The 26,140-nt window shown below is 27.4% G+C and carries 25 protein-coding genes; all 25 read right to left on the reverse strand.

Going from position 1 to position 26,140, the window contains the following annotated elements:
* Positions 1–339: 339 nt before the first annotated feature.
* Positions 340–603 (reverse strand): Mor transcription activator family protein, encoded by a 264-nt coding sequence (locus tag K0040_RS16100; protein ID WP_074918882.1) that lies wholly within the window; start codon positions 601–603, stop codon positions 340–342.
* Between the two features lie 142 nt (positions 604–745).
* A complete protein-coding gene (locus K0040_RS16105) occupies positions 746–1,525 on the reverse strand; it encodes an antA/AntB antirepressor family protein (RefSeq protein WP_228109775.1) in 780 nt (259 codons plus the stop codon).
* A 257-nt stretch (positions 1,526–1,782) separates the two neighbouring features.
* Positions 1,783–2,703: an RloB family protein gene (locus K0040_RS16110; RefSeq protein ID WP_228109776.1), complete on the reverse strand. Its 921-nt coding sequence runs from the start codon at positions 2,701–2,703 to the stop codon at positions 1,783–1,785.
* A 17-nt stretch (positions 2,704–2,720) separates the two neighbouring features.
* Positions 2,721–4,088: an AAA family ATPase gene (locus K0040_RS16115; RefSeq protein ID WP_228109777.1), complete on the reverse strand. Its 1,368-nt coding sequence runs from the start codon at positions 4,086–4,088 to the stop codon at positions 2,721–2,723.
* A gap of 329 nt (positions 4,089–4,417) precedes the next feature.
* Positions 4,418–5,392, reverse strand: a complete 975-nt coding sequence (locus K0040_RS16120) for a DnaJ domain-containing protein (protein ID WP_228109778.1) — start codon at positions 5,390–5,392, stop codon at positions 4,418–4,420.
* 135 nt (positions 5,393–5,527) lie between these two features.
* A complete protein-coding gene (locus K0040_RS16125; RefSeq protein ID WP_228109779.1) occupies positions 5,528–5,926 on the reverse strand; it encodes a hypothetical protein in 399 nt (132 codons plus the stop codon).
* Positions 5,927–6,159: 233 nt separating this feature from the next.
* Positions 6,160–6,960, reverse strand: coding sequence for a PH domain-containing protein (locus K0040_RS16130; protein ID WP_228109780.1), 801 nt, complete (start codon positions 6,958–6,960; stop codon positions 6,160–6,162).
* A gap of 185 nt (positions 6,961–7,145) precedes the next feature.
* Positions 7,146–8,024: a metallophosphoesterase gene (locus K0040_RS16135; RefSeq protein WP_228109781.1), complete on the reverse strand. Its 879-nt coding sequence runs from the start codon at positions 8,022–8,024 to the stop codon at positions 7,146–7,148.
* 166 nt (positions 8,025–8,190) lie between these two features.
* Positions 8,191–9,729 (reverse strand): lipopolysaccharide biosynthesis protein, encoded by a 1,539-nt coding sequence (locus tag K0040_RS16140; protein WP_228109782.1) that lies wholly within the window; start codon positions 9,727–9,729, stop codon positions 8,191–8,193.
* Positions 9,726–10,730, reverse strand: coding sequence for a glycosyltransferase (locus tag K0040_RS16145; protein ID WP_228109783.1), 1,005 nt, complete (start codon positions 10,728–10,730; stop codon positions 9,726–9,728). Before K0040_RS16145 ends, K0040_RS16140 begins: the two co-directional genes overlap by 4 nt.
* A gap of 25 nt (positions 10,731–10,755) precedes the next feature.
* The gene (locus tag K0040_RS16150; RefSeq protein WP_228109784.1) at positions 10,756–11,727 is read right to left on the reverse strand and encodes a glycosyltransferase family 2 protein; all 972 of its coding nucleotides are present in this window, start codon (positions 11,725–11,727) and stop codon (positions 10,756–10,758) included.
* Between the two features lie 12 nt (positions 11,728–11,739).
* Entirely contained in the window at positions 11,740–12,762 is a 1,023-nt protein-coding gene (locus tag K0040_RS16155) for a glycosyltransferase family 2 protein (protein ID WP_228109785.1), read from the reverse strand.
* Between the two features lie 59 nt (positions 12,763–12,821).
* On the reverse strand, positions 12,822–13,994 hold the full coding sequence (locus K0040_RS16160) for a glycosyltransferase (protein WP_228109786.1): 1,173 nt from the start codon (positions 13,992–13,994) through the stop codon (positions 12,822–12,824).
* A 37-nt stretch (positions 13,995–14,031) separates the two neighbouring features.
* Complete coding sequence (locus tag K0040_RS16165; protein ID WP_228109787.1) at positions 14,032–15,144, reverse strand: polysaccharide pyruvyl transferase family protein; 1,113 nt, start codon at positions 15,142–15,144, stop codon at positions 14,032–14,034.
* 30 nt (positions 15,145–15,174) lie between these two features.
* The gene (locus tag K0040_RS16170) at positions 15,175–16,338 is read right to left on the reverse strand and encodes a glycosyltransferase (protein WP_228109788.1); all 1,164 of its coding nucleotides are present in this window, start codon (positions 16,336–16,338) and stop codon (positions 15,175–15,177) included.
* A 17-nt stretch (positions 16,339–16,355) separates the two neighbouring features.
* Positions 16,356–17,081 carry a glycosyltransferase family 32 protein gene (locus K0040_RS16175; RefSeq protein ID WP_228109789.1) on the reverse strand — a complete coding sequence of 242 codons (726 nt, stop codon included), beginning with the start codon at positions 17,079–17,081 and terminating at the stop codon, positions 16,356–16,358.
* Positions 17,082–17,105: 24 nt separating this feature from the next.
* Positions 17,106–18,230, reverse strand: coding sequence for an EpsG family protein (locus tag K0040_RS16180; protein WP_228109790.1), 1,125 nt, complete (start codon positions 18,228–18,230; stop codon positions 17,106–17,108).
* Positions 18,230–19,117 carry a glycosyltransferase family 2 protein gene (locus K0040_RS16185; protein WP_228109791.1) on the reverse strand — a complete coding sequence of 296 codons (888 nt, stop codon included), beginning with the start codon at positions 19,115–19,117 and terminating at the stop codon, positions 18,230–18,232. The genes K0040_RS16180 and K0040_RS16185 overlap by 1 nt, the downstream gene beginning before the upstream one ends.
* A 2-nt stretch (positions 19,118–19,119) precedes the next feature.
* Positions 19,120–20,223 (reverse strand): glycosyltransferase family 1 protein, encoded by a 1,104-nt coding sequence (locus K0040_RS16190; protein WP_228109792.1) that lies wholly within the window; start codon positions 20,221–20,223, stop codon positions 19,120–19,122.
* Positions 20,193–21,308 (reverse strand): glycosyltransferase family 4 protein, encoded by a 1,116-nt coding sequence (locus tag K0040_RS16195; RefSeq protein ID WP_228109793.1) that lies wholly within the window; start codon positions 21,306–21,308, stop codon positions 20,193–20,195. Before K0040_RS16195 ends, K0040_RS16190 begins: the two co-directional genes overlap by 31 nt.
* A gap of 27 nt (positions 21,309–21,335) precedes the next feature.
* Positions 21,336–21,953: a sugar transferase gene (locus K0040_RS16200; RefSeq protein WP_228109794.1), complete on the reverse strand. Its 618-nt coding sequence runs from the start codon at positions 21,951–21,953 to the stop codon at positions 21,336–21,338.
* A complete protein-coding gene (locus K0040_RS16205; protein WP_228109795.1) occupies positions 21,937–23,844 on the reverse strand; it encodes a polysaccharide biosynthesis protein in 1,908 nt (635 codons plus the stop codon). Before K0040_RS16205 ends, K0040_RS16200 begins: the two co-directional genes overlap by 17 nt.
* 47 nt (positions 23,845–23,891) lie before the next feature.
* Positions 23,892–24,581 carry a CpsD/CapB family tyrosine-protein kinase gene (locus K0040_RS16210; protein WP_228109796.1) on the reverse strand — a complete coding sequence of 230 codons (690 nt, stop codon included), beginning with the start codon at positions 24,579–24,581 and terminating at the stop codon, positions 23,892–23,894.
* Positions 24,575–25,336 (reverse strand): YveK family protein, encoded by a 762-nt coding sequence (locus tag K0040_RS16215; RefSeq protein WP_228109797.1) that lies wholly within the window; start codon positions 25,334–25,336, stop codon positions 24,575–24,577. The genes K0040_RS16210 and K0040_RS16215 overlap by 7 nt, the downstream gene beginning before the upstream one ends.
* A complete protein-coding gene (locus K0040_RS16220; RefSeq protein WP_228109798.1) occupies positions 25,320–26,123 on the reverse strand; it encodes a WYL domain-containing protein in 804 nt (267 codons plus the stop codon). The genes K0040_RS16215 and K0040_RS16220 overlap by 17 nt, the downstream gene beginning before the upstream one ends.
* Between the last annotated feature and the right edge of the window lie 17 nt (positions 26,124–26,140).

The following is a 26,140-nucleotide window of genomic DNA, read 5'->3' on the forward strand; positions in this document are numbered from 1 at the left end:
TCCATCATATAGGTTAAAGTCTAAACTTAATTATTTAGATAGTTCTTCTTCAGGTAATTCTTAAAAGTATATTTTTTGTACATAATTATTTTCCTCTTTTTATACAAATATATATTGCAATTTACATTCGTTCAAACTTCTTATATCATCAACGTATTTTTTACTATTAAAACTCAAAGTTTTTACTCCCCTCTTACAATAAATTTATCGCCAACAAACTTACTCAAACTTTACTTTTTCAACTTAAAGTAAAGTTTGAGCCTTATGATAAAAATATTTATAACCTTTAGATTTTTTAATTTATGTACTCTATCATTTGTATGAAAATAAGTTCATCCATTAATTTAAAACTCCATTGTCATTTAAAATTTTTCTTATTTGTTGACTTGTAATGCCGTATTTTACTCTAAGTTTGTCCACATTTTTCCCATTATATTGTCTTACAATTTCTCTGTTTCTTTCCCCCAAAACTACTTTTCTGTGGACTGGAATATATACTGTAGTACCACCATAAAGTTTTGATATTTCTTCAAAATTTTTCATTCCTACTATTTCTGCCAAAGCATGTAGTTCATATGGAATATCTTCCATTAAAATATTCATCTTTTGTCCCCCTCTTTTATTTTTCAAGTTTACTTTATTATTTTATAGAACATACGTTTTATATTTATATTGTAACGAACTTACGTTTTGTTAGCAACAATTTTATATAAATATTTATTGTATAAATATTTGTACATTATTTTTACAAAACATTAATATATTCTACTTCCATAAGATTCTCATTCATGAGCAAGTTTGTAAAATAGTCTCTTCCCCTTGAATTTATCAATGCCTGAATTCCACTATGTCCTGCTGGTGATTTAAATGGTCTTAGGTTAAAATATTTCATATATTGTGAGTAAGGCCTAATACTGTTATAGTTGTCTCTGTAACAAAAGTTTCTCAAAATCAGCCAGCTTATTAGCATGTTTTCCTTCATACCAAACATCTTTGCTGTATCTCTAAAATTAGTAAGTAAATCACTAAAATTTTCACTGTTATAATTATCTGCCATATAGCTAGGCACTAGTTGATTTGTCATATTAGGATTACTTGGTATGATTTGCGACGCAGCTTGTGAAGGATACACAATTTCCTCATGTGAGCTTTGTGTGTATGATGTGTTATAATCTAATAATTGTCTAAGTCTATCTAAAATAGCTTCTGGTGAATTAAACTTTTTCTCAAGATTTATAAAATATAACCTTGCCTGTCTTCCTCTGTCACTTCTTTGAAACATGCAAATTTCCTTTGCCATGTCTGCCTTCAACATATAGTCCTTAAGGTCTTGTATTCCTCCTGATGTTTGGTGTTTTTGTATCACTATTTCGTAGTCTTCCTTTTCCTCAAATCCATACTCTATCATTCTTGATATCCATATTTTAAAAGGTGTTTCAATTTGAAGAAAGTCGTGTAGTTCTCTTCCACTTACTATTACCTCTCCACTTTCATTAATTATGTAGGGTATTAATTGCTTTTCCATTTTTCTACCTCCAATTATTAATAATTTTTCCTTTGAAATTTGTTTTATTGATATTATAGTAGTTTATTTTTGTGGTTTATTTGTATAAAATAGTTTATGAAATTATATTTAGACTTGGGGCAAAGGGGTGCACATTTTTGTTACCCCCTTTTGGATTATTAATAATAGATATATTAAAAGGCAATAACTGATTTTTAATACATATCAGTTATTGCCTTTTAATATATCTATTTACTCTATTTCTATCCTAATTTATATTATTCTATTATCATTTTGCCAATAATTAAACCTACCCTAGTGCCTATATGATTTTCTAATTTTACTACATCCATTTCATGTAACTTCTGATTTTTTATAGCTTCATTAATATGATCTTTAAACTGCTCAAACTTAAGATTACTTTTATTATAAGATCCTCCTAGTTTTGTAGCCAGTTCTTTTTCTAAAAATCTTTTTGAGTTTCTAGATTTTGATATTTTTCTATTTATTCTAATATCTTCTGCATTATATTCTTTGCAATCACTTAAATGTAATAATAACCAAAACTCAAAACAAGGATTTGAAATACCTAAATTATAATTATTTTCTTCACATATTGCAACTACTTCTTCATATTGTTCTTTTTTAAAACTAGCTTTATCTCTGTCAATAATTATACATACTTCATCAATTTCATCATCATAATCCAAGCTTTGTTTTAAATTTTTTATATCTTGAATCAATATATTTATATCTATGTCTTCGTCAATTATTAAATCTTCAATAAAATTTATAAATTTATCTATATTTTCTCCATATTCAACATCTATAAAACATTCCTCTACTAATGCTAAAGTTTTATTTTTTATATCATTGTAATTGCCCAAATTAGAAATAACTAACTCACTTATTTTTTCTTTAATACTTATATTACATTGTTTCATTTCAACTACTTCTCTAATATAATTATCTAAAGATTTAACTACACTTAGTTGATTAGATCTCGTTTCATCTAACTTTTCTAAAATTTCTATATGAATCAAATCATTAATACCTAGTTCACTTTTATAATTAGATAAATTTTCAAAATAATATTCTTCAGTTTTTTCTCCTTCAAATACAAAAATATACTTTTTATTAAAATCTCTATATCTTGAGTTACTTCTAATACCCATAGTTTTCTTTATACGCAAACTCATATTCTTAATCTCCAATATTAGTTATTATCACAATAAAGCTTATTTAATTTTTCTATATTTAAATTTTTAAAGTGAGGTACTGCTCCATATCTGCCTTCTAAATAGGCCTTAATAATTTTAGCATCAAATCTAGGTGTAAAGTCTTCTAAGGAATAGAGTTCTGTTCTTCCTCTATTATCCTTCTCTGCAAACCATACTTCATCTCTTCTTAATAAATCTAGATCTAGCACACGATCTTCATGAGTTGTCACTATAAGTTGGACATTTTTACACTCTACAACCTCTAAGAATAATTCAATAAATTTGTAAGTTAGATTAGGGTGTAAACTTCTATCTATCTCATCAATAACAAATACTTTATTTTTAGAATTCAGTAATATTTCTATTAAATCCATAAGCCTTCTAGTACCATCTGATTCATCTGATAAATAGAAGTCTCCATTTTGATTTTCATGTTTAAAAGCTAAAGTTTTAACCTTTAAATTATTATTGTCATCTAAAGTTATATTATAAAATTGTTTATTACCTCTAATATTTACTCCTTTTACACCTTCATCATGTTTTAATAATTCTTCTTTTACATCTTCTAGTAACTCTCTTGGCAAATCTTTTCGAATATCATCTATATCTGACTCTATTAGATTAAAATTTGTTATTCCTGTTCCAAACATATTTAGTGTATTTACAACACTTTCATTAAAGCTAACATCATTACTTAACATATATTGAAAATTAGTTATTGGTGCTGATGCAAAATTAAGGTCTAAATACTCCGTAAACCATGCGTAAATCTCTTTGAATACAATAAACTCATTATGATCTTCATATAAGGTTTCCTTATTTCTATTTAATTCATTTAAGAATAAAGACTTTTTATTTAATTTACTATCCTCAAAATAAATATTAAATCTTGTTTTATTTTCACTGTTTGCAAACTTTATACCATATTCAAAATGATTTTCCTCAATATTTCTTTCGAATATCAACTTTTCATCCTTATTAGTTATATCATATAACCATTCTCCACATATTTCTTTTTTACTAATGATTATATTAAATCCATAAGCATAATATCTATCACCTATCATTATTTCATATTCAAAAGTTGTGTTTTTATCCTTATTTTCTGTATTTCCTTTAAAGTAATAATCTCTAGAAGCATCACTCATACTTCCTATAATTATATTTTTTGAGTAAAACATTGCCTTAACTAAATTTGATTTACCTGCAGCATTTGCACCATAAATAGCAGCAAATTTTAACAAATTCGTTTTTTTCGTTTTTATCAAATGATTTTCTTTCATTCTTGCTTTTCCTGAAAACATGCTAAATTCAGTATTTTCATTAAACGAAAGAAAATTTTTCACATTAAATCTAAGTAACATATTATCCTTCGCCCCCTTATTTTATATTAAAAGTGATTTTTTCACTTTTATACTTATAGTATATACTATTCTCCAATTATAATAAAGTTAATCATTTTTCATAAATAAATTTTTACTCGTTTTATTATTATTATTTTCAACTATATTTTTATATTTATATAAAGGTATTGTCATTTTTTTAGATTACTGCATAGATTATTTTGTATAAATAAAAAAAAGCCTGAATATAATATTCAAACTTTTTATTAATCATCGCTATACTTAGTAAAATATGTTAATAGTAACATAAATGATAGATATGCTGAATTAGAAATTATTTTTTTTTATTATTATGCTCCTAAAGTTACTCTAATTTTTTCGTAGGCTTCTTGAACCTCTCTAAATCTTTGTGTCGAGTATTCTACCAAATAGTCTGGTAAATCTTTATTTAAAATCTTGTCAGGATGACACTCTCCAACAAGTTTTCTGTATTTAGATTTTATTGTTGGTAAATCATCGCCTTTTTTACATCCTAAAATCTCATAATACTTGTCCAAAGTATTATCCATATATTCTGCTTTAATTGAATTTATTATGTAAGGTTCTATTTTAAGAACTGCTGCTGCATAATCAAGCATTTTTTCATCTTGATATGTAGCTTTTCCCCCAAAAGTTGCTATTTTATATAAACAATCTAAAAATCCATTCTTTAGATTTCTATCGTCTTCAAGATTATCATCACAGCTGTTATTTAATTTAACACAGTAGTCTTCAAAAGTTTTATCTGAATCTCTTCCTTTTCTAAAACATTCTATGGCTTTTTTTCTATTTTGTTCATCAAATCCATAATAATTATTTATAATATCATTTAGAACTTTTATATGACTATTTTTAATAGATCCATTAATCTTGCAAAATTTAGCATATGCTGCAAATATAATAAAAATATATGTGTTTTCTTCATCATCGTATTTTCTTATCCTATTATCTTCCCCATATTCAAAACTATTTTTACAATGACAACAATTCCATATTCCAGTACTATCAATTAGTACATTTCCATTACAATATGGGCAAATCACATTGAAATTATTATTTTTTATAACACCATCAGTGGAAAAATCAAAATTCCCACCACAGTGAGAACAGTTATAAATCCCATACTCATTAACTCCTAATGATTTATGACAATGTGGACAATTAATATTATATCTGTAATTGCCACCTCCAAAGCTGTTTGCTAATACAGCTCCTCCTGCTGCACCCAATGGTCCCCCAACCATAAATCCTAGTGCTCCTCCTACAACAGTCTTAAAAAAGCTCATATATTCCTCCTACTATATAAAAAACTCCAACTTTATAATCTATATTATAATGCATTTTTAGTCACAGCTTACACCGCTCTATTATTTTTATAAAAATAAAATATATGCAAACAAATAATTTAATACTGTTTTTTACTATAAATTATATTCTTTTTTTGTTTCTATATATCTTTTAAACTCTTCATCTAAATCATTTAGTAATTCCATTTTTTCTTTAGAATCTATGTAATCTAGAGTAGATTTAAAAGTAAATTTTGTTAATTTATCAATCAATGTTTCCATTCTAAATGATAAACTTTTATATGCAACTACTTTATCAAAATAACCTGCATCCATTAGTTTATCAGATAGTTCACTCAGCTTATTAGCCATATTATATAAATCATCTTCTGTATTATTTATTTCATTACATAATTTTAATAGTTCTTCTGCATCTCCTAATGATATTTGTGTATGAATACCAAGTACTGCATCACTTAAAGTTTCATCTACTGCAGAGAAAAATTCACTTCCTATTTGCTCTAATGTTCTCATATTTTAATTTACTCCCAATTATATAAATCTCCACCTATTTGTAACTATTTTGTCGATATGACATTACCATCATACAACAGTATTCATATCATATTTTATAAAATATTGTTGGTTTTATATATTTTTTTTAGCTATACGTATAATAAAATCCAAATTTTATTAATTATTGCATTATTTTATATACTCTATTCATAATCTATATTTATAAAGTTTGCTAAGCAATTAATTTTTTATTACAAACCTAAAAGTTCTTTTTTCTTTATATCAAATTCATCTTGAGTTAATACACCCATATCTAATAACTGTTTATACTTCATTAACTCATCTGCAGTTGATATATTATTTACTACTTGTGTAACTGAAGTAGTTTTTGCTTGTTTATATTGTTCAACTTCATTATTAACTGTATCTGCAAAAAAACTAACAGTATTATTAGATACATTCTCTATCATTCTTGTTGTTGCACCATCAGTGATAGCTATTTTTCCAAGCAATAATCCCTTAGAATGAGAAATACTATTAATTCGATCTAATGGTATATCTATTAATTTCAATCCATAAATCATCCCTTTATCTAACATTAATACTCGTTTATTTGTGCATACTATCAACCAAGTATTCCCTTCAGTGAGCCCACTTGTCATAGCTTTAATTTCTTCATCTAATCTAAGTATTGATGGTAATTCTGCAATTTCCTTTCTTGTTCCCCACTCATCTTTACATGGCAGAGCATTTATTTCATGATTTATTTGTTTCACAGTTTTTCTATTAGATATTTCTTCTTTGCTACCACAATTATCTTGTAAATAATCTAATGCTTTTTCTCCATCTTCTTTTGACTTATGAGGATATGCTAAATTCATAACTTTTTTATTCACAGTAATCTGTATTACTCCATTTGTTGCAAAAGAAGACTTTCCAAATAATTTTACAGATTCTATTTCTGTAAGCAATATTTCTTTGTTTCCTATAATTACCCTATCTTCTAATAAAGTCCATGCCTTTTGTAAACTAGCCTTAAAACTTAAATTCATTTCATATTCTCCTTACTATATATACATATTTTCAATGCGTATTATAACATAGCCCTTTTGTCCTTTTTTGTAGAATATTGTATTTTTTAGATAGAAATTAATTTTATTAACAGCGTAAATGGAACTATAATTTTCTAACAAACAAAAAAACCATAGTAAAAACTATGGTCTTAATTCCTTTATAATTATTTATTTGATATCTTTAAATTTACTAATTCAGGTGGATTATTAAATCTGGGTAGCTTTTGTTTACCTGATCCTAGCCCACTAGTTATAAGGAGCTTTATTTTGTTTAAATCAAATAATCCTTTGTCATACTTTGGAAACCAACCTTGATCTCCTCCGTAAAGTCCTCCAACAAAAGGTAGTACTACTTGTCCACCATGGTTGTGTCCACTTACTACTAGGTCAATATTCCATACTTTTGATGCATTCCCAAATATAAAGCTGTCTGGTCTGTGAGCCATCATGATTTTGTAATTGTCTGTATCTTGAAAATCATTTAGAAAGTCAAAAATCCCTTCTTCCATAGTGTTTTTATCAACATTATTGTTACCATTCAATCCAAAAGCGTAGGCATACATTCCACCTATTCTTATTTTGTTTCCGTTTAAATCTATATCTTTGTACTCATTATCAAGTACTGTTACCTCTACATCCTCTAGTTCTTTTACTAAATTTGATGTTCCTGTTTTCATATAATCTATGTCTGTATTTCCCAGTGAATAAAATACTTTGTGATTTTCGCATAACTGTTTCATAAGGTTTGTAACTATTTTGCTATCTTTTGAGTCTGAGTTTATCATATCACCTGCAACTATAATAATATCTGGAGACAGTGAGTTTATTTCATCTATTAATTTTTTATTATTTTTTCCTAATTCATTGTCGTGTAAATCAGATATGATAACTATATTAATAGAATTGCTGATTTGGTTTGCTTCTATTGAATATCTACTCGTTGCTATTTTATTATAAGATATAGATACATAGTAGACGCATATTAGAAAAATTGATGCAACTAATAATAAAACAAGTGATCTTCTTTTCGTTTTTTTACTCATCTTCCTCTCCTTATTTATTATTATACCCTTTTTACTTCTTACTCCTTAATTTCAATAAACTAGATTTCATTTCACTATATAGTTTTTATATATACTCTCAGTGGATATAATTCTATAAAATAGTAATATTTATTTGTTGAATTTTCATTACACTTATTAAATTTTTCTAGTTTAATGCTAACTTTGCTCTTATTTTAGTAATAATAGGTTTAATTATTTGCCATATATACTTAAATTCATCTGTTCTATGAAATATTATAAAATAAAAAATATTAACTGATAATACACAAACTATACCTTTTATCACCAAAGCTATAAAACCATCAATTACAATAAATGTATTACATAAAGATGTGGTAATAAAACCCACTATCAACGTTAATAATGCATATATAATATATTTATTGAAATATTCTACAACTGATTTATCAAAAATTTTATTATATACTAACTTAGATTGAAGCCATAATGGAACACATACTGTACTAATAGTTGTTCCCATAAATATACCTAATAGTCCAAAATATTTTTCAAGAATAATGGATGCTCCTAGATTTATAATTGACTCTATTAATGGAGCATATTTGTCATTCACAAAAATACCTGCCTTTGTTTTAAAAGTACTTACAGATACTCTAAGACCTGTTAAGTAAAAATTTATTAATATAAATATAAAGGCTATGTTATTTAATAATAAGCCTTCACCTAACCACCAATTAATAAACGGCTCTAATAAATTATATAAAAATATTACGCTAAAAGAATAAATCCAAAAATTTATTAAATAAACCACATTAAATATCTGATAACTTTTTTCTTTGCTCTCAGTAGCTATTAAATTTCCTACACTAGCTCCTATACCATTTAATACTGGTGTTAATAATGATGATAATTGAGTTGTTATCATTGTATAGTTTGAATACATACCAACTGTTTTTAATCCTATAAATGAAGATATCAGCAAATTATCTGTACCAAAAACGCAATAAGTGCCTATATTATGTAGAAATAAAGCCTTTACATTTATTATCAAATTATCTTTAGTCTCTTTGTCTACATCATGTTTTTGCTTCGACCTTATATATGGGTACCTATTATCTACAATTCTACCATTGTAAATGTTCTGAACTAAAAATATAGCTAGCTCTATAAACAAATATAATATATAGTTCTTAGTAAGTTGAAGTACTATTATCTTTGCTGTAGTTGTAACTATATTAAATAAGAGATTATATTTTGCTATTACATATCCCTTCTGGTCAGCATTTATCAAAGACCATTTGTGTGCATTTAAATATGAGATCATGTTTTTAATTACAAATATAAAGTAAACCACACCAACAAAAGGTACTGTGGTTCCTCCTTTTATAAATGTTCCCAAAAACATATACATTATTGTACTTAGTATAAATATAGCTATAGCTAATATTAAATATAGTTTTTTATATAATTGTACTAATGCTGTTATTTTCTCTGTATCATTTTCTGCTAAAGGTTTGTATAGATTATAAACTATACTTAAACCTATACCACCTTCTACTAAGCTTAACATCGATAGTATGTTAGTTAGTAATCCATTAATTCCTAAATATTCTGTTCCCAGATTGTCTATAAATACTTTTCTAGATATAAATCCTAATAATATAATTACTATTTGAGTTACTATACTTATAAATATATTTTTCATAGAATTTTTTACTCTCATAACTCATTTTTTATCCTTATTCTTGATTTTAAATTGCATATGAAAAAAAATAACATTACCAAGTTTACACTCCTAGTAGCTAAAATTTCTCTTACTATCTTCGTATCATTTGGCATGAAATTATCTATACCTTTAACTAGCTCTATGTAATTCTCATTCTTAAATACACTTTTTAAGATTCGTCTTTTTTCCATAAAACTCATTTTTTGTGAACTTATTGTTTTAAATATAGCCCATTCATACTTATCCCATCTACGTTTATCAAATACTTTCCCTGGTTGTATACTATGATTCCTTAATAGATTATTCTTAATATATTCATCAAGATATTCTAAATAACGTATGCTTTTCTCATTAAATACACTCAATGTGTCTCGATCATAACTTATATAAGTATATATAACATCTTTTTTTACTTCTAAATTTTTAATATTATTTATATAATCAATTACAAACATCGTATCTTCACCTAATGATATATTTTCCTTAAATCTAATATTATTTTTTTGTATGAAATTATTCTTATACATTTTGCTACATGCTGAATTAATATATTTACTTTCTATTATTTTATTTATAATTTCTTCATCTATTTTAAATACTCCATATATTTCATTATCTAATATCCTATAATTATTTTTATAACTTTGCATATATTTCATATTACATAACACCATATCTACATTTGGATTATATAACTTTTTTAAATAATCGTAATCTACATAATCATCACTATCTATAAAAGTTATACAATCACCGTTAGCAATATCTAATCCTGAATTTCTAGCTGAAGACACTCCTCCATTAATTTTATGAATAACTTTTATCCTCTTATCTTTTTTCTCATAGCAATCACATATTTTTCCGCTATTATCAGTAGAACCATCATCTATTAATATTAATTCAAAATCTTCAATACTTTGTGATAAAATTGAATCTATACACTTACCCAATTCATTTTCTACATTATAAACTGGTACTATTATGCTGAATATACACATTTACCTTTCCCCCAAAATAATTATGTTAATTTCTATTTTTAATACTTCTAAATCTAAAATACCACCATGAAGCATTTATTTTTCTGTTTTTAAGTAAAAATATAGTTATTTTTTCTTCTAAATTATGTATACTACTAACATCAAAGCTTTCATCTATATCATTAATATTATAAATCCTTTCTACCCCCTGTAAAAATTTAATCTTCTCTTTGGGTAACCAATACAAATACACAAATATCATAGATGCTAATCTGTTGCAATGTACCTTTTTGCATCTATCATACAAACCTTTGCTTTTTATTATCTCTCTCTTTTTTATTTCAATTTCCATATAACTTAATGGTTGTGGCTTTCTATTCCTAGATTCATAATTATATAAATAATAGCTTCTATCAATCAAATAAAAAGAATTACAATATGAATATACTGTTAAAGCAAAATCCAAATCTTCTTGAATTTTTTTATTCTCATCAAATCGAATATTATTTTCTTTAATAATACTAGATTTATATAACTTATTAGGAATATAACCAAACATACCAGTTTTATCTTTGCATATATATTCCCATATATCTAAACCTAATTTCCCATTTACTTTAGGTATTATTTCCTTGGTTATAGTTTCTTTTTCTACAAATGTTATCCCTGTTATTACTACATCGCTATTATATTCGTCTATATTTTCTACCATATCTTTCAACATATTACTTTTCACTTTATCATCGCTATCTACAAATATTATATAATCCCCTCGGCATAAACTTATCCCTATATTTCTAGCCTTTGAAACGCCTGAATTTATACAATGTATGACTTTAAATCTACTATCTATACTAGAATAATAATCACAAATTTCTCCACTTTTATCAGTAGATCCATCATCAATAAGTATAGCTTCAAAATTTTCATATGACTGACTTCTTACAGACTCTAAGCAATCTTTTAATTTGTTTTCTGTATTAAATACAGGTATTATTATACTTACATTTCCTTTCATACGTGCTTCCCTTTACACCAATACAACATATAATGCTGCAAATCTATATTTTATTAAATTTAATACAATCTTCATTTTAAAATTTGCATCTACTAACCCAGTGTGATTCATACATTTTTTTGTGAAATTATCATTTAATATGTTCTTTACATATTCATATCTTTCTTTTAGAGTATTTAATGACTTGTTTTGACCAAGGGCATTTAATACGTTGTAAATATCCTCCAAGTATAGTTGATCAGTAAAATCATAATATTCTTTGCTTGCAAATTCTTGTTTAAACCTCATGGATAAAGCTTTACATACTTCCCACCTATCGTGTTTAAATGATTTTGTAATGGAGTTATTATTATAAAAATAATGATAATAATAGCCACCTTTTAGATAGTAAAATTTTTTAGAATTATATACTACCTTCGCACTAAAAATAGCATCTTCCGAATATTTTATATCTTCATAAAAATACAAATTATTATCAAACAAAAACTTAGATTTATATAATGATCTCCATGCTGCAACAATTGGACCCATTGTTAAGTTCGGTGTTACAAATAACCTTGGAAATATATCTTTTCTTGTTTTTTCTTTATCATATATCCCACTCTCCATAAAGTTCTCTGTTCCAAAGTCAACAGGTGTACCATCTATTTTCTGTGGATGTGATGCTGTAACAGGAGTAAACCTTACAAAATCAACATCATTTTTAATAGCAATTAATAATAATTCTTCTACTGTGTTTTCATTTATCCAATCATCACTATCAACAAATAAAATATAATCTCCTTTTGCTACTCTCATCCCACTATTTCTAGCAGATGCAAGTCCTCCATTATTTTTATGAATTACAACTATTCTATTATCTATTTTTTTATATTCATCACAAATTTTAGAACTATTGTCAGGAGAACCATCATCTACAAGTATGATTTCTAAATTTTTATAATTTTGATTTATAACACTGTCTACACATCTGTGTAGATATTTTTCTACATTGTATACAGGTATTATAACTGAAACTAAATAATCATTATTCAACTCAATTCTCCTTTTATCAATCGTATATTTTACAATTATTTTATGTATTAAACGCCCACTTACATTGAGTATAAAATATTGGTAAGTTTTTCTATATCCTCATTCTTATTTTTTAAATTAACTTTCAAATTTTCACTTAATTCATTTCTTTTATATTCATTTTCGATTAAAACTTTTAATCCTTCATAAATTCCTTCCACTGTAATAGGAGTAATTATACCAGTTTTGTTATTTTCAAATTGTTCTGTAGCACCACTTACATTTGTAGTAACTACTGGTTTTAATAGTATTCTAGCTTCATTAGTTGTTGTACAGTATCCCTCAGATCTAGATGTCTGTGCATATATATCGCAATCTTTCAAATATCCATACGGATTCACTTGGTTCCCAAGTAAAATAAATTCTTTTTTTACTCTATACTTTGAAATCAAATTTTCTACTTTATGTCTATAATTTCCATCACCACAAACATACCATTTTATTTTATATCCTTCATTTTTAAGTTTATAACAAACTTTGATGGCAAGATCATATCCCTTTTGATAGTCTAACCTACCGATAGTTAATATTCTAATACCTAAAAATTCATCATCAAAACTATCTCCTTTATTTGATAACGTTCTTAAATGAATTTCATTTATATAATTATAAAATATTTCAGATTTATATGACAAATCTAGATAATTATTATCAAATGATTCCTTAACATTTCTTGAGACTGCAAATACCTTATCATATAATTTATAGTAATCATATGCTTCTTTGCATAATCCATCATTTGATTCAAGGTCTCCATGTAACCATAACACCTTTTTATCAGCATTAATGTTATTAATTGTATAAAAAACAGGTATAGTATTAGGAGCATGATAAGAAATAGCCATATCATACTTTTCATCTACAATAGGCAAGCAATTAGCTGCTAATTTACACTGTTTTAAATAGTTACTCTCATTTCTGATCTTAATTCTAAAGTATATTGTTTCTAAATATTTAATTGGATGTTTTAATATATAAACATTATTATCTTTTATAGTAGGAATTTTAATAATATTAACTTCTTTTGGTATATCGTCAAATAATTCTCCACCTAATTGTTCTAGGTATAAATCTACTTCAATATTTCTAAAATCCATCTTATCCAACATTCCTAGTAATGCTTTTTCTACTCCACCCGTAATCATTTTTCTAGTTATTATTGCAATTTTTTTATTTTGTAACTTGCTTGACATAATAGCGACCTCATTCTATTTATACATTAATTAAAAATTATTTTTTGATTAATAATATATTATCTATATACTGTTTAGAAAAATCTATTTTTTGATTTAGTATATTATTTGATTCTGTATAGTCAATGTCCTTTAGTATTTGTTCTATATTATAATTTTCATTTACTAATCTATCTTTCAACTTTAAATCATCTAATAAATCTTTCATTCTTGTATTAATATTTTCTGTCCTATTAACTATAGCTATATTTTTATTATATATAACTGAAAATACAACTGCATGGAATGAATTTGATATAACAAATTCAGCATTTTTTACTAAAGAAACAAAAGTATTCGGTCCACTTAAATTAAAGTGTCTATTTGCATATTTAGGTTTATCTGCATTTATAGTATATATTTTTAATCCTTTTTCTCTTGATATTTCTGTTGCTATTTTTTCTACTAAACTACTCTTATCAAAATCATATACTAATATATAATTATCGTTAAAAGTTTCATTTCCTATTTTATTCCATTCTTCTTTATCTAATAAAAATACAGGATCTACAACATTTATAGCTTTATCTATTCCTAATCCTTTAACTATTTCTACTCCACTTTTTTCTCTAATACCTACTCCTTCAAGTTTTAAAACTTTTTCCTTTACCATAGGTTTATATTTATCATCTATTGTATCTGTTGCAAAACTAGCCGCATAAGCTGCTTTTATTTTATTATCTGGAACAAAATCTAAATAAAATGCTGGATCTTTGCCATTTCTATGTAAACTATTCCAAATTTGATCACTACCACAAATATATACATCTGCTTGTGGTAAATCCTTTTTTAACTCTTCATTTGATGTATATCTCTTTTGGGTTATAATTAAGTTGTTTTTTTTAAATTTATCAAATGCCTTTTTTCTTTTCAGTGAAATTAATCTTCCTGGCATTTTTAACGTTATATAAGTTACCTTTGTCAATATGTTTTTCTTCCATTTAGGGTTACTTATACCCCCTATATCATAATGCTGACTAAGATAATCTGGTTTATAATCTATTATCTCTACTTCATGCCCTATATTTTTTAAATATTTCATTAATGCATATGCTTGTAATGATGCTCCATGATTATATACATCATGACATGTAAGTGTACATATCCTCATTTTGTACCCTCTTTCTGACTTAATTATCTTTTACATTATTTCATATAGTTTTTTTAATTCCTCTTTATTGCTATATTCAGTATTGATGCAGTTATTCATGAATTTTTCTCTCAGATTTATATTTCTATATAATCTTTCAATGCCATCAGCAATTCCCTCTATGGATAATTCAGTTATATATCCATCATACCCATTATCAACTTGAGACTTTGCAGTAGCGTAATTAGTAATCATAACTGGTCTACCAAGAATTTGTGCTTCCGTTACTGTAACTGACTTTCCTTCATATCTTGATGGTTGTGCATACAAATCGCATTCTTTCATATAAGGATATGGGTTTATCTTTTTCCCCAATAGGATAAAACTCTCTTCTAGGTTATTCTCTATTACTAATTTTTTTAATAATTCTTCATCTGAACCATATCCAATAATATACCATTTAATATTGGTATAACCTCTATCATGTAAAATCCTTAATGCTTTGATAGCATTGTCAAACCCCTTAGCTTCACAGTATCTTCCCACAGATAATATATTAAAATCTCCCTTATTTCTTGGGAAATCACTAATTTTTTCACTTGACTGCGTTCTTACAAACTCTGGTGATGTTATATTTTCTATTACTCTCACTTTTTCTTTTAATGTTGGATATTTTGATATAAATGACGCTCTACACTCTTGTGATACTGCTACTATATAATCAAATTTACTCCACATCTTAAGATCTAATTCTACATCCGTTTCTATAGTTGAATAGTCTGTATGTATCCAAGCTATTTTTTTATTTGCAACTACTTTTTCTGATACAAAATAATGAGGCCATAAATAACTAATTGCTACATCGTATTTTTTATTTAATTTTGACATATAAGGTAATGTATATTTCCATATATATTGCATTTGCATATATCCTTTTCCCCTAGCTTTGTATCTGGCTATAAGTCTGCCTATTGCAATTGGTATTTGTCCTATTTTTATAGTATCTAATATTGACATTCTCATTGTTTTATACTTTTTATTTTCATCTAATAAATTAGGCTTCTTTGGTAATAGCTTCATAAACTCCCCTGTATGGCTATATAACATTAAATCTACATTATATTTCTTATAGTCAAACTTATCTACCATACTTATTAGACTTCTTTCCACTCCACCAACTTCTAAATCAAATGATGAAATTAATATATTTTCCATAATATCACCCAAAACTTTTATTGTATTATTTCTCTAATTTTAGCTATATTGTCTCCTCCGATAACGTTTGCAATATTGTACTTTATACTACTTTTTATACGCTGTGATAATGGTAACCAACTTTTATAAAAATGATGTATGCAGTAAGTATCTTTTGTAGTAAAATCTCTACAATTTGAATAATCATATGGAGATAAAATTTCTCTTGGATAAATAATCATACTATCCACTTGTTGGTATTTACCGTCCATCTTTACACCTTTGCTAGCTAATAATTCTGTAATCATAGAAACATTTGTTGTTTTGCTTATTTGACCAAATTCATCTATAAAACTTTGGTCTTTGTACAAATCGATAAATTCACCTATTATTTTGTTTTGCTTTTTTGCTCCTATTGTACTTGTTGCTATATAATTTGCTTCTTCAAATCCCCAGAAAGAATCATTTTCTAGTAAATCATCAAACTTTTTAAATACTTCTACATCTGTGTCTAAATAAATTCCGCCATAATCATATAATACTTTTATTCTTACATAATCACTTACAAATGCAAATTTTCCCCTTTCATATGCTTGTTTTACATAGGTATTACAATTTATATCTAATTTACTTTCATTCCATTCTATAATCTCATAGTCATTCAAAACTTTTTCCCAAGAATCAATACATTTAACTACAATTTCTGGTTTATCTTTTTTTCCAAACCAACAATAATGTATTTTTTTAGGTATACTAGTTACCATAACATCATTACTCCTCTATTTTATTTAATAATACAAATTTAAAATATCACTTACATATTCTAAACCACCCCAGGCAATACACATTTGATAATAGAAAAATCCTAAGTAACAAATTATCATACCATAATTCACAAGTCTTCTTTCCTTTTTCTCAAATATATTCTTAATAAGCCATGGTAGTAATATCATATTATATAGCGAAAAATATATAGGTAGTCGCCCTAACATAATCCCACTTCTTGCTATTCTAGATATAATATACAATCCACTAGATATAAGAGACATGTTTATACTTACTTTTATAATAGGTGTTAGCTTATCTTTTATTTTATTTCTATATAATAAGGCCATAACTATTGGTGCTAACTCTACCATTATTCTTATAAGATTAGTTCCATCGTCAGTATTTTTAAACTCTTCCATTGATGTTGCATAATCTGAATTTTCTACAACTGTATCTAATATACTTGTAAATTGACTAGTAAACAGCATAGCTAAAACTACTACGCCTACAAATATCATTGTTCTTTTACTCCAAGGTTCACTACTTACTATAAAATAGGCAGGAATCATTATTAATGCTGATTTATGAAAAGTTGATAGAATTAAAACTATAATTATATAGGGTATTGGATTTTTATTCAAAATAAGATGAGTACAGGCAAACAATATTGATGCAACTAAAAACTGTCTCATACCATTTAGCAGCCATGTAAACTGACAAGAAGCCATGAATAAAAATACACTCATGCCATAATTACAAGAATATTTGTATAATGGGTACATTATACAAATTCCACTTATAGAAGCAATTATAAATAACCATAGTTGATAGTCTTGTGATATAAATGTTTTTATCAATACTGAAAATACCCTAAATCCAGGCTCTCTTGCTTCTGGATCAGTTATAAATTCATATGCATCTGGCCACAAAGGATATTCTTTAAACATATTGATATAAGAATATGTATCAGCCACACCACTCCTTAAACCTGCAAAAAGTATAATTACTGAAAAAGTAACTATCGTCATAAATAAATTTGCTCTTTTTTCATATGCTTCATTTCCTACACATACTTCTTGAGCTGTCATCTGTGACATAATTCCCCAAATCACTACCCAACCAAGCATAAAAATATATACTGCCATTATATTGCTCCTTGTCTATTTTTTCTCTTTACTATCAAATATAAAATAAAACCAAAAGGATAAGCTAACAATGTCATCAACTTATTAGGAGATTCACTTAAAAACTTTTTATTTCTCATAATAAAGCTACTAGATACATAGTGAATACAAGTCTTAAATTTTTTCACAAATCCTTTATCATATTTCATATGAACTTTTCTTACAAAAGCAAATCCTCTAGGATTTTTATAATATTGTCTAAACATATTCATACTAGAACCATCTTCCATATACTCAACCACACACACTGCTTCATTTAATATAAGTAATTCATACTCTTGATCCGCGAGCAAATATTTATAATCTAGTGGAACAAACCTTTCATCTTTAAACTCTGGATACTTTGGATAACTATTAATAACATCCGTCCTATAAATTAACTTCTTGTCTCCTTTTCCTCCCTTATCATAATATCCACTTAATGTAGTAGACTTTTTATCAGGTAACTTAGATCCTATTATTTCACCATTTTTATAAACATCTAATGCGATTATTCCGCTGTATTTATCATTACCATTTTTCTTCCAAAATTCTGTAATTATCTCTACTGCATTGTCTGGCATAAAATCATCCGAATCAATACACACGTTTAACTCTGTATTAATCAACTCATAAGCAGCATTATGACCTGTATGCATTCCACCATTTTTTTTATAATGATATCTAATTTCAAATCCATTATTTTTTTTTATCCACTTGTTCACTAATTCCTTAGTATTGTCAGTAGATCCATCATCTATAATTAGCCATACAAAGTCTTTACAAGTTTGTCTTACTAAACTTTCGTAACATTGATTCAATATATAAGCTCTATTATATGTTGGTGTAAAAATTGTAAGAGTAGCCAAGTTTAATCCCCCTTTGCCATATTTTCCAAATAAAACTCCTGTAGCCATATAGCATTTGATTTTATATCAAACTTCGCATCTTGAATTTCATTATATAAATTTTTTCTTATCTTATTTTTACATTTAATAATTTCATTAGCCCAGTACTCTGAATCTTCTTTCTTACTTATACTCTTTACGTTTTCAGTTACTATACATTCCTTAGGAACTTTGTCTGAGATTATACAATTTAATCCTGAGGCCTGAGACTCTATCATTGTTAATGGAATTCCTTCATATAATGAAGGTAGTATAAATACATCCATACTTTGCATCAAGTCATTTACATTATGTCTAGCCCCTAAAAACTTTACTTTTTCTAATAAACCTGAGTCATAAACCTTTTTCTTTATTTCATCTTCTAAAGGCCCATCCCCCACTAACAATAGAGTACTATTAGGTTCTTTTACACAAACTTCTTTAAAAATATCTATAATAAAGCTATGATTCTTTTCTTGTCTAAACCTTCCAACATGGCCTATGACAAATTTATCTTCAATACCTAGCTTTTCTTTCATCTCCAACGATTTTTCTTCATTATATATATATCTTTTAGTATCAATAGCATTATTTAAAATAGTATACTCTGTTGTGTTAAACATCCACTTACCAGCTTCTTTACCACAGGCAAATAGATAATCCGCATACTTTGGTATAGATTTCTTTGCAATTAATTTTACTAAAAGCTTTAAATCTTTATTTTGATTAGAGCTATGACTATGAGCAATAGTGAAAGGTACACCATTTTTCTTAGCATACTTTAAAATTATTCCACTCAAACAATCCTGATGACAGTGAACTATCTTATACTCCTTGTGCTCCCTAAAAAAATTATCTAAAGCCTTTAAATACTTATAACTAAAAGGATTTAATCTAGGCAAATTATAAATCTTACCTCCAAGTTTCTCTATCTCATCATCATAATCCCATCTTTCATACCTATGTGTTAGAAAATCAAACTGAACCTTACTTCTATCAATATTTCTATAGTAATTCATAATCATGGTTTCAAGTCCTCCACAACCCATATATGTTACTACATGCAAAACTCTGATTGGTTCACCCATCTTCCCATTTCCTCCACAGTTTCCTCAACTACCTTATCCTTATCAAAAATATCTTCCATATATATTCTACCTGCTTGTCCCATTTCCACCTTCTCATCAAAATCCATATGAACAAACATCCTTATCTTCTCATAAAGATCCTCACTGTCCTTCACCTTACAAGTCCATCCACTAACACCTTCCACTACAGCTTCCCTACAACCATATATATCACTAGTAATCAGCACTCTCCCCATTGCAGCACCTTCCAAAAGCACATTTGCCATACCTTCATGATATGATGGAAGCACTACACAGTGGCTATCTCTAATAAAAGGAGTCACATCTTCTTGGTAGCCATAATATCTAATAAGTCCTTCACTTTGTAACTCCTCTATTAAAGTTTTATAATCCTCTTCAAACCATCCTATAAAAGAAAACTCTACATTTGAGTAGTCTTTTTTTATTCTTTTTATTGCTTCAAATAGCTCATTTACCCCTTTTTCAGCCATTATTCTGCCAATAAATAAGAACTTCACTATCTGACCTGATGGCATCTCACAGTATTGAAACTGATTAAGATTTACTCCTGCCCCTTTTAGTACTATAGCTTGGTTATTATTAATAGTTTTATCATTTATTAGTACTTGAGCATTGGCTGTATTTTCAAAGAAAACACCTTTAGCTGTTTTTAAACCTATCTTGTATAAATTACTTACTATATTTTTTATAAATCCCCCTCTATAATAAGCACTTCCCAGGCCCGTCACGTTAGCCATAAATGGTATATCGTAGAATCTACAAGCCATCCCTCCATATATGTTGCATTTAATTGTATATGATAAAACAATATCTGGTTTTTCATCTTTTATTATTTTTTTATAATCATTTAATAGTTTTAAATCCTTTACTGGATTTACGCTTTTTCTGTCTACCTTAGTATCAATCACCTTAACCCCTAGGTCCTTGATTTTGTGAATATCTTGTGAAAAGGGAAGAGATATAGCAACCTCATATCCCTCTTCTACAAGTTTAGAAACTAATTCTTTTCTAAATTTATAAATAGTAGCAAAATGATTTGCTAGTATTAGCAGTTTTTTCCCCATATTAAAAACCCCTAAGTAAACGTATTTTTACTTTTCCAATTTTCCTTCAACAACCCCATCTTTTTTTAACACTTTAAATATAGTTAAAAAGAAACATTTAATATCAAAAGTAAAATCCATATTATCCACGTATTCCCCATCATAGCAAGCCTTCACATCTATTGGTAACTCATCTCTACCGTTGATTTGAGCCCACCCTGTAAGACCTGGTACTACGTCGTTTGCATTGTATTTGTCTCTTTCTTCTATTAAATCAAACTGATTCCAAAGTGCTGGTCTAGGACCAATTATACTCATTTCCCCTTTTATAATATTGATAATCTGTGGTAATTCATCTAAGCTTGTTTTTCTCAAAAATCCCCCAATTTTTGTGATATAAGCTTCTGGATTATCTAATAAATGAGTAGGCATATCCTTTGGTGTATCAATTCTCATTGTTCTAAATTTTAAAATGTTAAATTCTTTCTTATTAACTCCGATTCTTTTCTGTTTAAATAAAACAGGTCCCCTGGAATCCAACTTTATTAATAAGACTATTACTAAAAATAATGGTGATAAAATTACAATTCCTATTATTGAAATTAAGAAATCTAAAATTCGCTTAATCTTAGGGTAAAATGGTCTAATTTTACCCTGTAATTGCAACCTTATTTCCACCTCTTTCTTCTTTTATTATGTAAGTAGGTACTAATTCTTTTATTACATACCTCACTTCATCTTCATCTTCCATATCCGCCACATATCTTAAATGTCTCAACCTATCAAAGAACTCCCCTTCGTTAACTTCAATAGGTTGTCCCACATAAATCTTATCTTTTCCTGTGTCTCTTAAGCCTTCTTCATCCATAAGTATCTCTTCATATAATTTTTCCCCAGGTCTTAGCCCTGTGAATTCAATCTTTATGTCAACGCCTGGTTCCAAACCACTAAGTGTAATAAGATTTTTTGCCAAGTCCAAAATTTTCACTGGTTCTCCCATATTTAGCACGAAGATTTCGCCACCCCTAGCGATTGTTCCTGCCTCCAATACCAATGATACTGCCTCTGGAATTGTCATAAAAAATCTTGTTATTTCTGGATGAGTTACTTTTACTGGTCCTCCTTCTTCTATTTGTTTTTTGAATAGAGGAACTACAGAACCGTTACTTCCTAGAACGTTGCCAAATCTTACTGCCACAAACTCTGTTTCACTGTTTTTGTTTAAAGTTTGTACTATCATTTCACAACATCTTTTTGTTGCGCCCATTATGTTTGTTGGATTTACTGCTTTATCTGTAGAAATTAATACAAATCTTTTTACCTTGTATTTTGCTGAAAGCTCTGCCATATTTAACGTTGCGAACACGTTGTTTTTTATGGCTTCACAAGGACTATCTTCCATAAGAGGTACATGTTTATGTGCTGCAGCATGGAATACTATTTCCGGCTGGTAGTTTATAAAAATTTCTTCCATCCTGTTTTTGTCTCTTACAGATGCAATCAAAACCTTTAAGTCCAGATTTTTATATTTTCTTATTAATTCTTGTTGAAGTTCGTATACATTATTTTCATAGATATCTATTAAAATCAACTCTTTCGGATTTAGAAAAGATATTTGTCTGCAAAGCTCTGATCCAATGGAGCCCCCTGCTCCTGTAACTAACACTTTTTTCCCCTTTAAAAAGCGAAGCACTTCTGCATCTCTGATTTTTACACTATCTCTTCCTAGTAAATCCTCTATGTTCACTTCTCTAATGTTTTTTATTCCAACTTTTCCATCAATAAGTTCGTAAATTCCTGGTATTGTCTTTATTTTACAACTTGTTTTCTTGCAAGTTTGCATAATTTCTGCTTTTCTTTTTCTTGTTATTTTAGCTATACTAAAAATAATCTCATCAATATCTAAGTTTTGTACTACCTTCTCTATATCATCAGTTGTTCCTATTACAGGTACATTGTAATAAGATTTTCCTAATTTTTTTTCATTATCATCAATTATTCCCACAGGATACATATTAAGCTGTGGATTTTCAAACATTTCTTTTAAAATAAGATTACCAGCTGAGCCTGCCCCAACTATCAATACTTTCATTCTATTTTCTAGATTTTCATTCAATCTAAAATAAAGTAATGCTTTTCTTGATGCTCTATATAAAATTCTTATACTACACATTGCCACATGAATAAATAAGGCATTTATTATATAGAAAATCCCATCATAGTTGATATTCTCTATTTTAAAAATAATAAAATATACAAAAGTTGAAGTTATAGTAGATAATAAAATCATTATGATTTCTCTGTCTACACTGGTAGACCATAATGTTTTATAAATTCCAAAGACTGAAAATATTGTTAGACATACTATTATCATTGTTAGTAATGGTAATAATATATTTTGTTGCAAATAAGAAATGCTCATGGTAGCTGATAAAGATATGATAAAAGCCCCAATGAAGATTATGGTATCTGATATTAGTAAGACCCCCTGTCTATATCTAAAATCACCATACTCTTTACTGTAGTAATTGATTTTCTCTAAAATTTTAGCCCCCATTTAGCCATCTCCCCTACAAACAACCAATCCATACCCCTACAAATTAGCTATCTTCTTTTCCTTCTTTTAAAAAATGACTTTTTCTTTTCCTCTTCATAATACCCATAATATTTGTAGTATTTATGATCATCTGATTTAAACTTGTTGAGTACTACTCCTATAACGTTTGCATTAACCTTTTCTAGTTTGTCTTTTGTTACTTTTGCCATTTGTTGGTCTATACTTTCTGATGCATTTACTATTATTGTTCCATCTGAATATCTTGCAAGGATGGCTGCATCATTTAGTCTTCCCAGTGGCGGAGAGTCTATAAAAATATAATCATAATCCCCTTTTAGATTTTCTATAGCATCTCTAAATTTTTTTGATTCTAATAAAACTGAAGTGTTTGACGGTGATATCCCACAAGTTAATACATCAAATTCATCCACCTTTTTTATACATTCTTTCATTTCCATATCATTTATTATTACGTCTGCTATTCCCTTTTTGTTATCTATTTCTAGAGTATTAGCAACTGATTTCTTCCTAAAATCGCAATCAATTAGGAGAATTCTATGATTTTCTAAATCAGAGAAACACTTTGCTACGGAACATACTGTAGTAGTTTTTCCTTCATTCATTTCAGCACTGGTAAAAACTATGGTTTTTAAATCAGTATTTAATGAAATATTAGTTCTTATTTCTCTGTAAGCTTCATTAACTTCAAAGCTCCCACTATCATATAATCCTAACATGTTTGCCCCTCCTTATTTTTTGAACCACGCTTTCCTTTGGAAGAATCTTTGTCTAAAGGAATAGTTCCTATTAATTGATAATTCCAATATTTGTTTACATCATCTGGTGTAACAATTTTTGTATCTAAACATTCTCTAAATAAAACAAAGAATATGGACAATACAATCCCTATTACTGCAAATTTAAATATAGTTAAATCCCTTGACCTTCCTATTAATGATGCTTCTGATGCATCGTATACTACTTCAACACAGTCAATGCCTACAAGTCTTATTAATTCCTCATTAAAAGCTTCTGGAACTTTTTGTGCTGCATCCTTTGCCATTTTTGCATTTCTGCTAACTACAGTAATATCTAAAAAATCAGTTGTTTCTTCCCTCTGTGTAACACTTATACTTCCAATCTCTGCTGATGATACCTTCAATGAACTTGCTATTATATTTGCTACATTTGGCGATGACGCCAATGATTTATAAGATGTTGCAATATTCTGATTTTGAGCGACATTATATGTTGAATATGGATCTACAATTTCTGTGTCTTTATCTTTTTTACTATTTTTCTTTTTCATTAATTCTTTAGAAGTATTTATTCTTACAGTTATATTTGAGCTATATGTTGGTATATAACTTATATAATTTTGGTAGGTTTTATACACACCCAAAGCCAAACATACAATCATAGTTAAAATAACTATAAGTTTTCTTCTTTTAAACATGTCCAAATATTCTCTTAAGTTAATACTTGCTTCCATTACTCCCTCCAATTCTCACATATTCTTTTAGATCTTCTGTAATAGTTTTTCCCATACTTTCAGAAGCATTAAGCCCAGATTTATATCTCTCTATAAACCTTGAGTCATTAATTTCCTCTTCTAAAATTTCTATGGAGGTCATATTTTCTATGTTGTAATAATTGAATTTCTCGAAGTTATCCTGAATTGATACTAGATAATAGTTTTCATGGTCGTTTACCATGCTAATTGGATTGACTTTAAAAACCCCCCCTTGATTTTTATATTCTTTACTGCAAATTAACCCCTGACTACACTTCTTGTAACAATAGATGAAAGTAATTTTTTTATTTTTCATAATTGCCTTATCAATAAGTTCAATATTACTATAAATCCCCTCATTTATAGTTTTAGAAGTCTCATCAATAAATACATTACTTTCAACAATCCTACCCCTGTAAATAAAATTAAGTGTACTTATTTTTTCTAGAAGTTCTTCCGTTTTTTTCTTGGTGATAAATTTGCTTGATTTTACTGAATCCATTAAAAGTTTCAACTCATATTCTTTGAAAAAAAAGTCATAAAGAAAATACCCCTCTTTTTCTTTATCATAATCACTAACTGTCAAACCAATCTGCCTCATATCTTTAATATAGGCATACATGGTTCTTCTGTCTAAAGTAACACCAAGCTTTTCTTTCATATGTTCGTTTATTTCTTTTATGGATATGGAAACATCTTCACTAGAATAAGTTCTCAAAATATTAATAAACGTGCAGAATTTAATATTATTGCTTACTTTTTCCATACAAATCCTCCCATAAT

The sequence above is a fragment of the Terrisporobacter petrolearius genome, from assembly GCF_020748185.1.
Classification (GTDB): Bacteria; Bacillota; Clostridia; order Peptostreptococcales; family Peptostreptococcaceae; genus Terrisporobacter; species Terrisporobacter petrolearius.

Excerpts from the sequence above, each read along its gene's own strand:
- K0040_RS16100 (WP_074918882.1), bottom strand. The coding sequence starts at position 603 with ATGAATATTTTAATGGAAGATATTCCATATGAACTACATGCTTTGGCA.
- K0040_RS16105 (WP_228109775.1), bottom strand. The coding sequence starts at position 1,525 with ATGGAAAAGCAATTAATACCCTACATAATTAATGAAAGTGGAGAGGTA.
- K0040_RS16110 (WP_228109776.1), bottom strand. The coding sequence starts at position 2,703 with ATGAGTTTGCGTATAAAGAAAACTATGGGTATTAGAAGTAACTCAAGA.
- K0040_RS16115 (WP_228109777.1), bottom strand. The coding sequence starts at position 4,088 with ATGTTACTTAGATTTAATGTGAAAAATTTTCTTTCGTTTAATGAAAAT.
- K0040_RS16120 (WP_228109778.1), bottom strand. The coding sequence starts at position 5,392 with ATGAGCTTTTTTAAGACTGTTGTAGGAGGAGCACTAGGATTTATGGTT.
- K0040_RS16125 (WP_228109779.1), bottom strand. The coding sequence starts at position 5,926 with ATGAGAACATTAGAGCAAATAGGAAGTGAATTTTTCTCTGCAGTAGAT.
- K0040_RS16130 (WP_228109780.1), bottom strand. The coding sequence starts at position 6,960 with ATGAATTTAAGTTTTAAGGCTAGTTTACAAAAGGCATGGACTTTATTA.
- K0040_RS16135 (WP_228109781.1), bottom strand. The coding sequence starts at position 8,024 with ATGAGTAAAAAAACGAAAAGAAGATCACTTGTTTTATTATTAGTTGCA.
- K0040_RS16140 (WP_228109782.1), bottom strand. The coding sequence starts at position 9,729 with ATGAGAGTAAAAAATTCTATGAAAAATATATTTATAAGTATAGTAACT.
- K0040_RS16145 (WP_228109783.1), bottom strand. The coding sequence starts at position 10,730 with ATGTGTATATTCAGCATAATAGTACCAGTTTATAATGTAGAAAATGAA.
- K0040_RS16150 (WP_228109784.1), bottom strand. The coding sequence starts at position 11,727 with ATGAAAGGAAATGTAAGTATAATAATACCTGTATTTAATACAGAAAAC.
- K0040_RS16160 (WP_228109786.1), bottom strand. The coding sequence starts at position 13,994 with ATGTCAAGCAAGTTACAAAATAAAAAAATTGCAATAATAACTAGAAAA.
- K0040_RS16165 (WP_228109787.1), bottom strand. The coding sequence starts at position 15,144 with ATGAGGATATGTACACTTACATGTCATGATGTATATAATCATGGAGCA.
- K0040_RS16170 (WP_228109788.1), bottom strand. The coding sequence starts at position 16,338 with ATGGAAAATATATTAATTTCATCATTTGATTTAGAAGTTGGTGGAGTG.
- K0040_RS16175 (WP_228109789.1), bottom strand. The coding sequence starts at position 17,081 with ATGGTAACTAGTATACCTAAAAAAATACATTATTGTTGGTTTGGAAAA.
- K0040_RS16180 (WP_228109790.1), bottom strand. The coding sequence starts at position 18,230 with ATGGCAGTATATATTTTTATGCTTGGTTGGGTAGTGATTTGGGGAATT.
- K0040_RS16190 (WP_228109792.1), bottom strand. The coding sequence starts at position 20,223 with ATGGGTGAACCAATCAGAGTTTTGCATGTAGTAACATATATGGGTTGT.
- K0040_RS16195 (WP_228109793.1), bottom strand. The coding sequence starts at position 21,308 with ATGGGGAAAAAACTGCTAATACTAGCAAATCATTTTGCTACTATTTAT.
- K0040_RS16205 (WP_228109795.1), bottom strand. The coding sequence starts at position 23,844 with ATGGGGGCTAAAATTTTAGAGAAAATCAATTACTACAGTAAAGAGTAT.
- K0040_RS16210 (WP_228109796.1), bottom strand. The coding sequence starts at position 24,581 with ATGTTAGGATTATATGATAGTGGGAGCTTTGAAGTTAATGAAGCTTAC.
- K0040_RS16215 (WP_228109797.1), bottom strand. The coding sequence starts at position 25,336 with ATGGAAGCAAGTATTAACTTAAGAGAATATTTGGACATGTTTAAAAGA.
- K0040_RS16220 (WP_228109798.1), bottom strand. The coding sequence starts at position 26,123 with ATGGAAAAAGTAAGCAATAATATTAAATTCTGCACGTTTATTAATATT.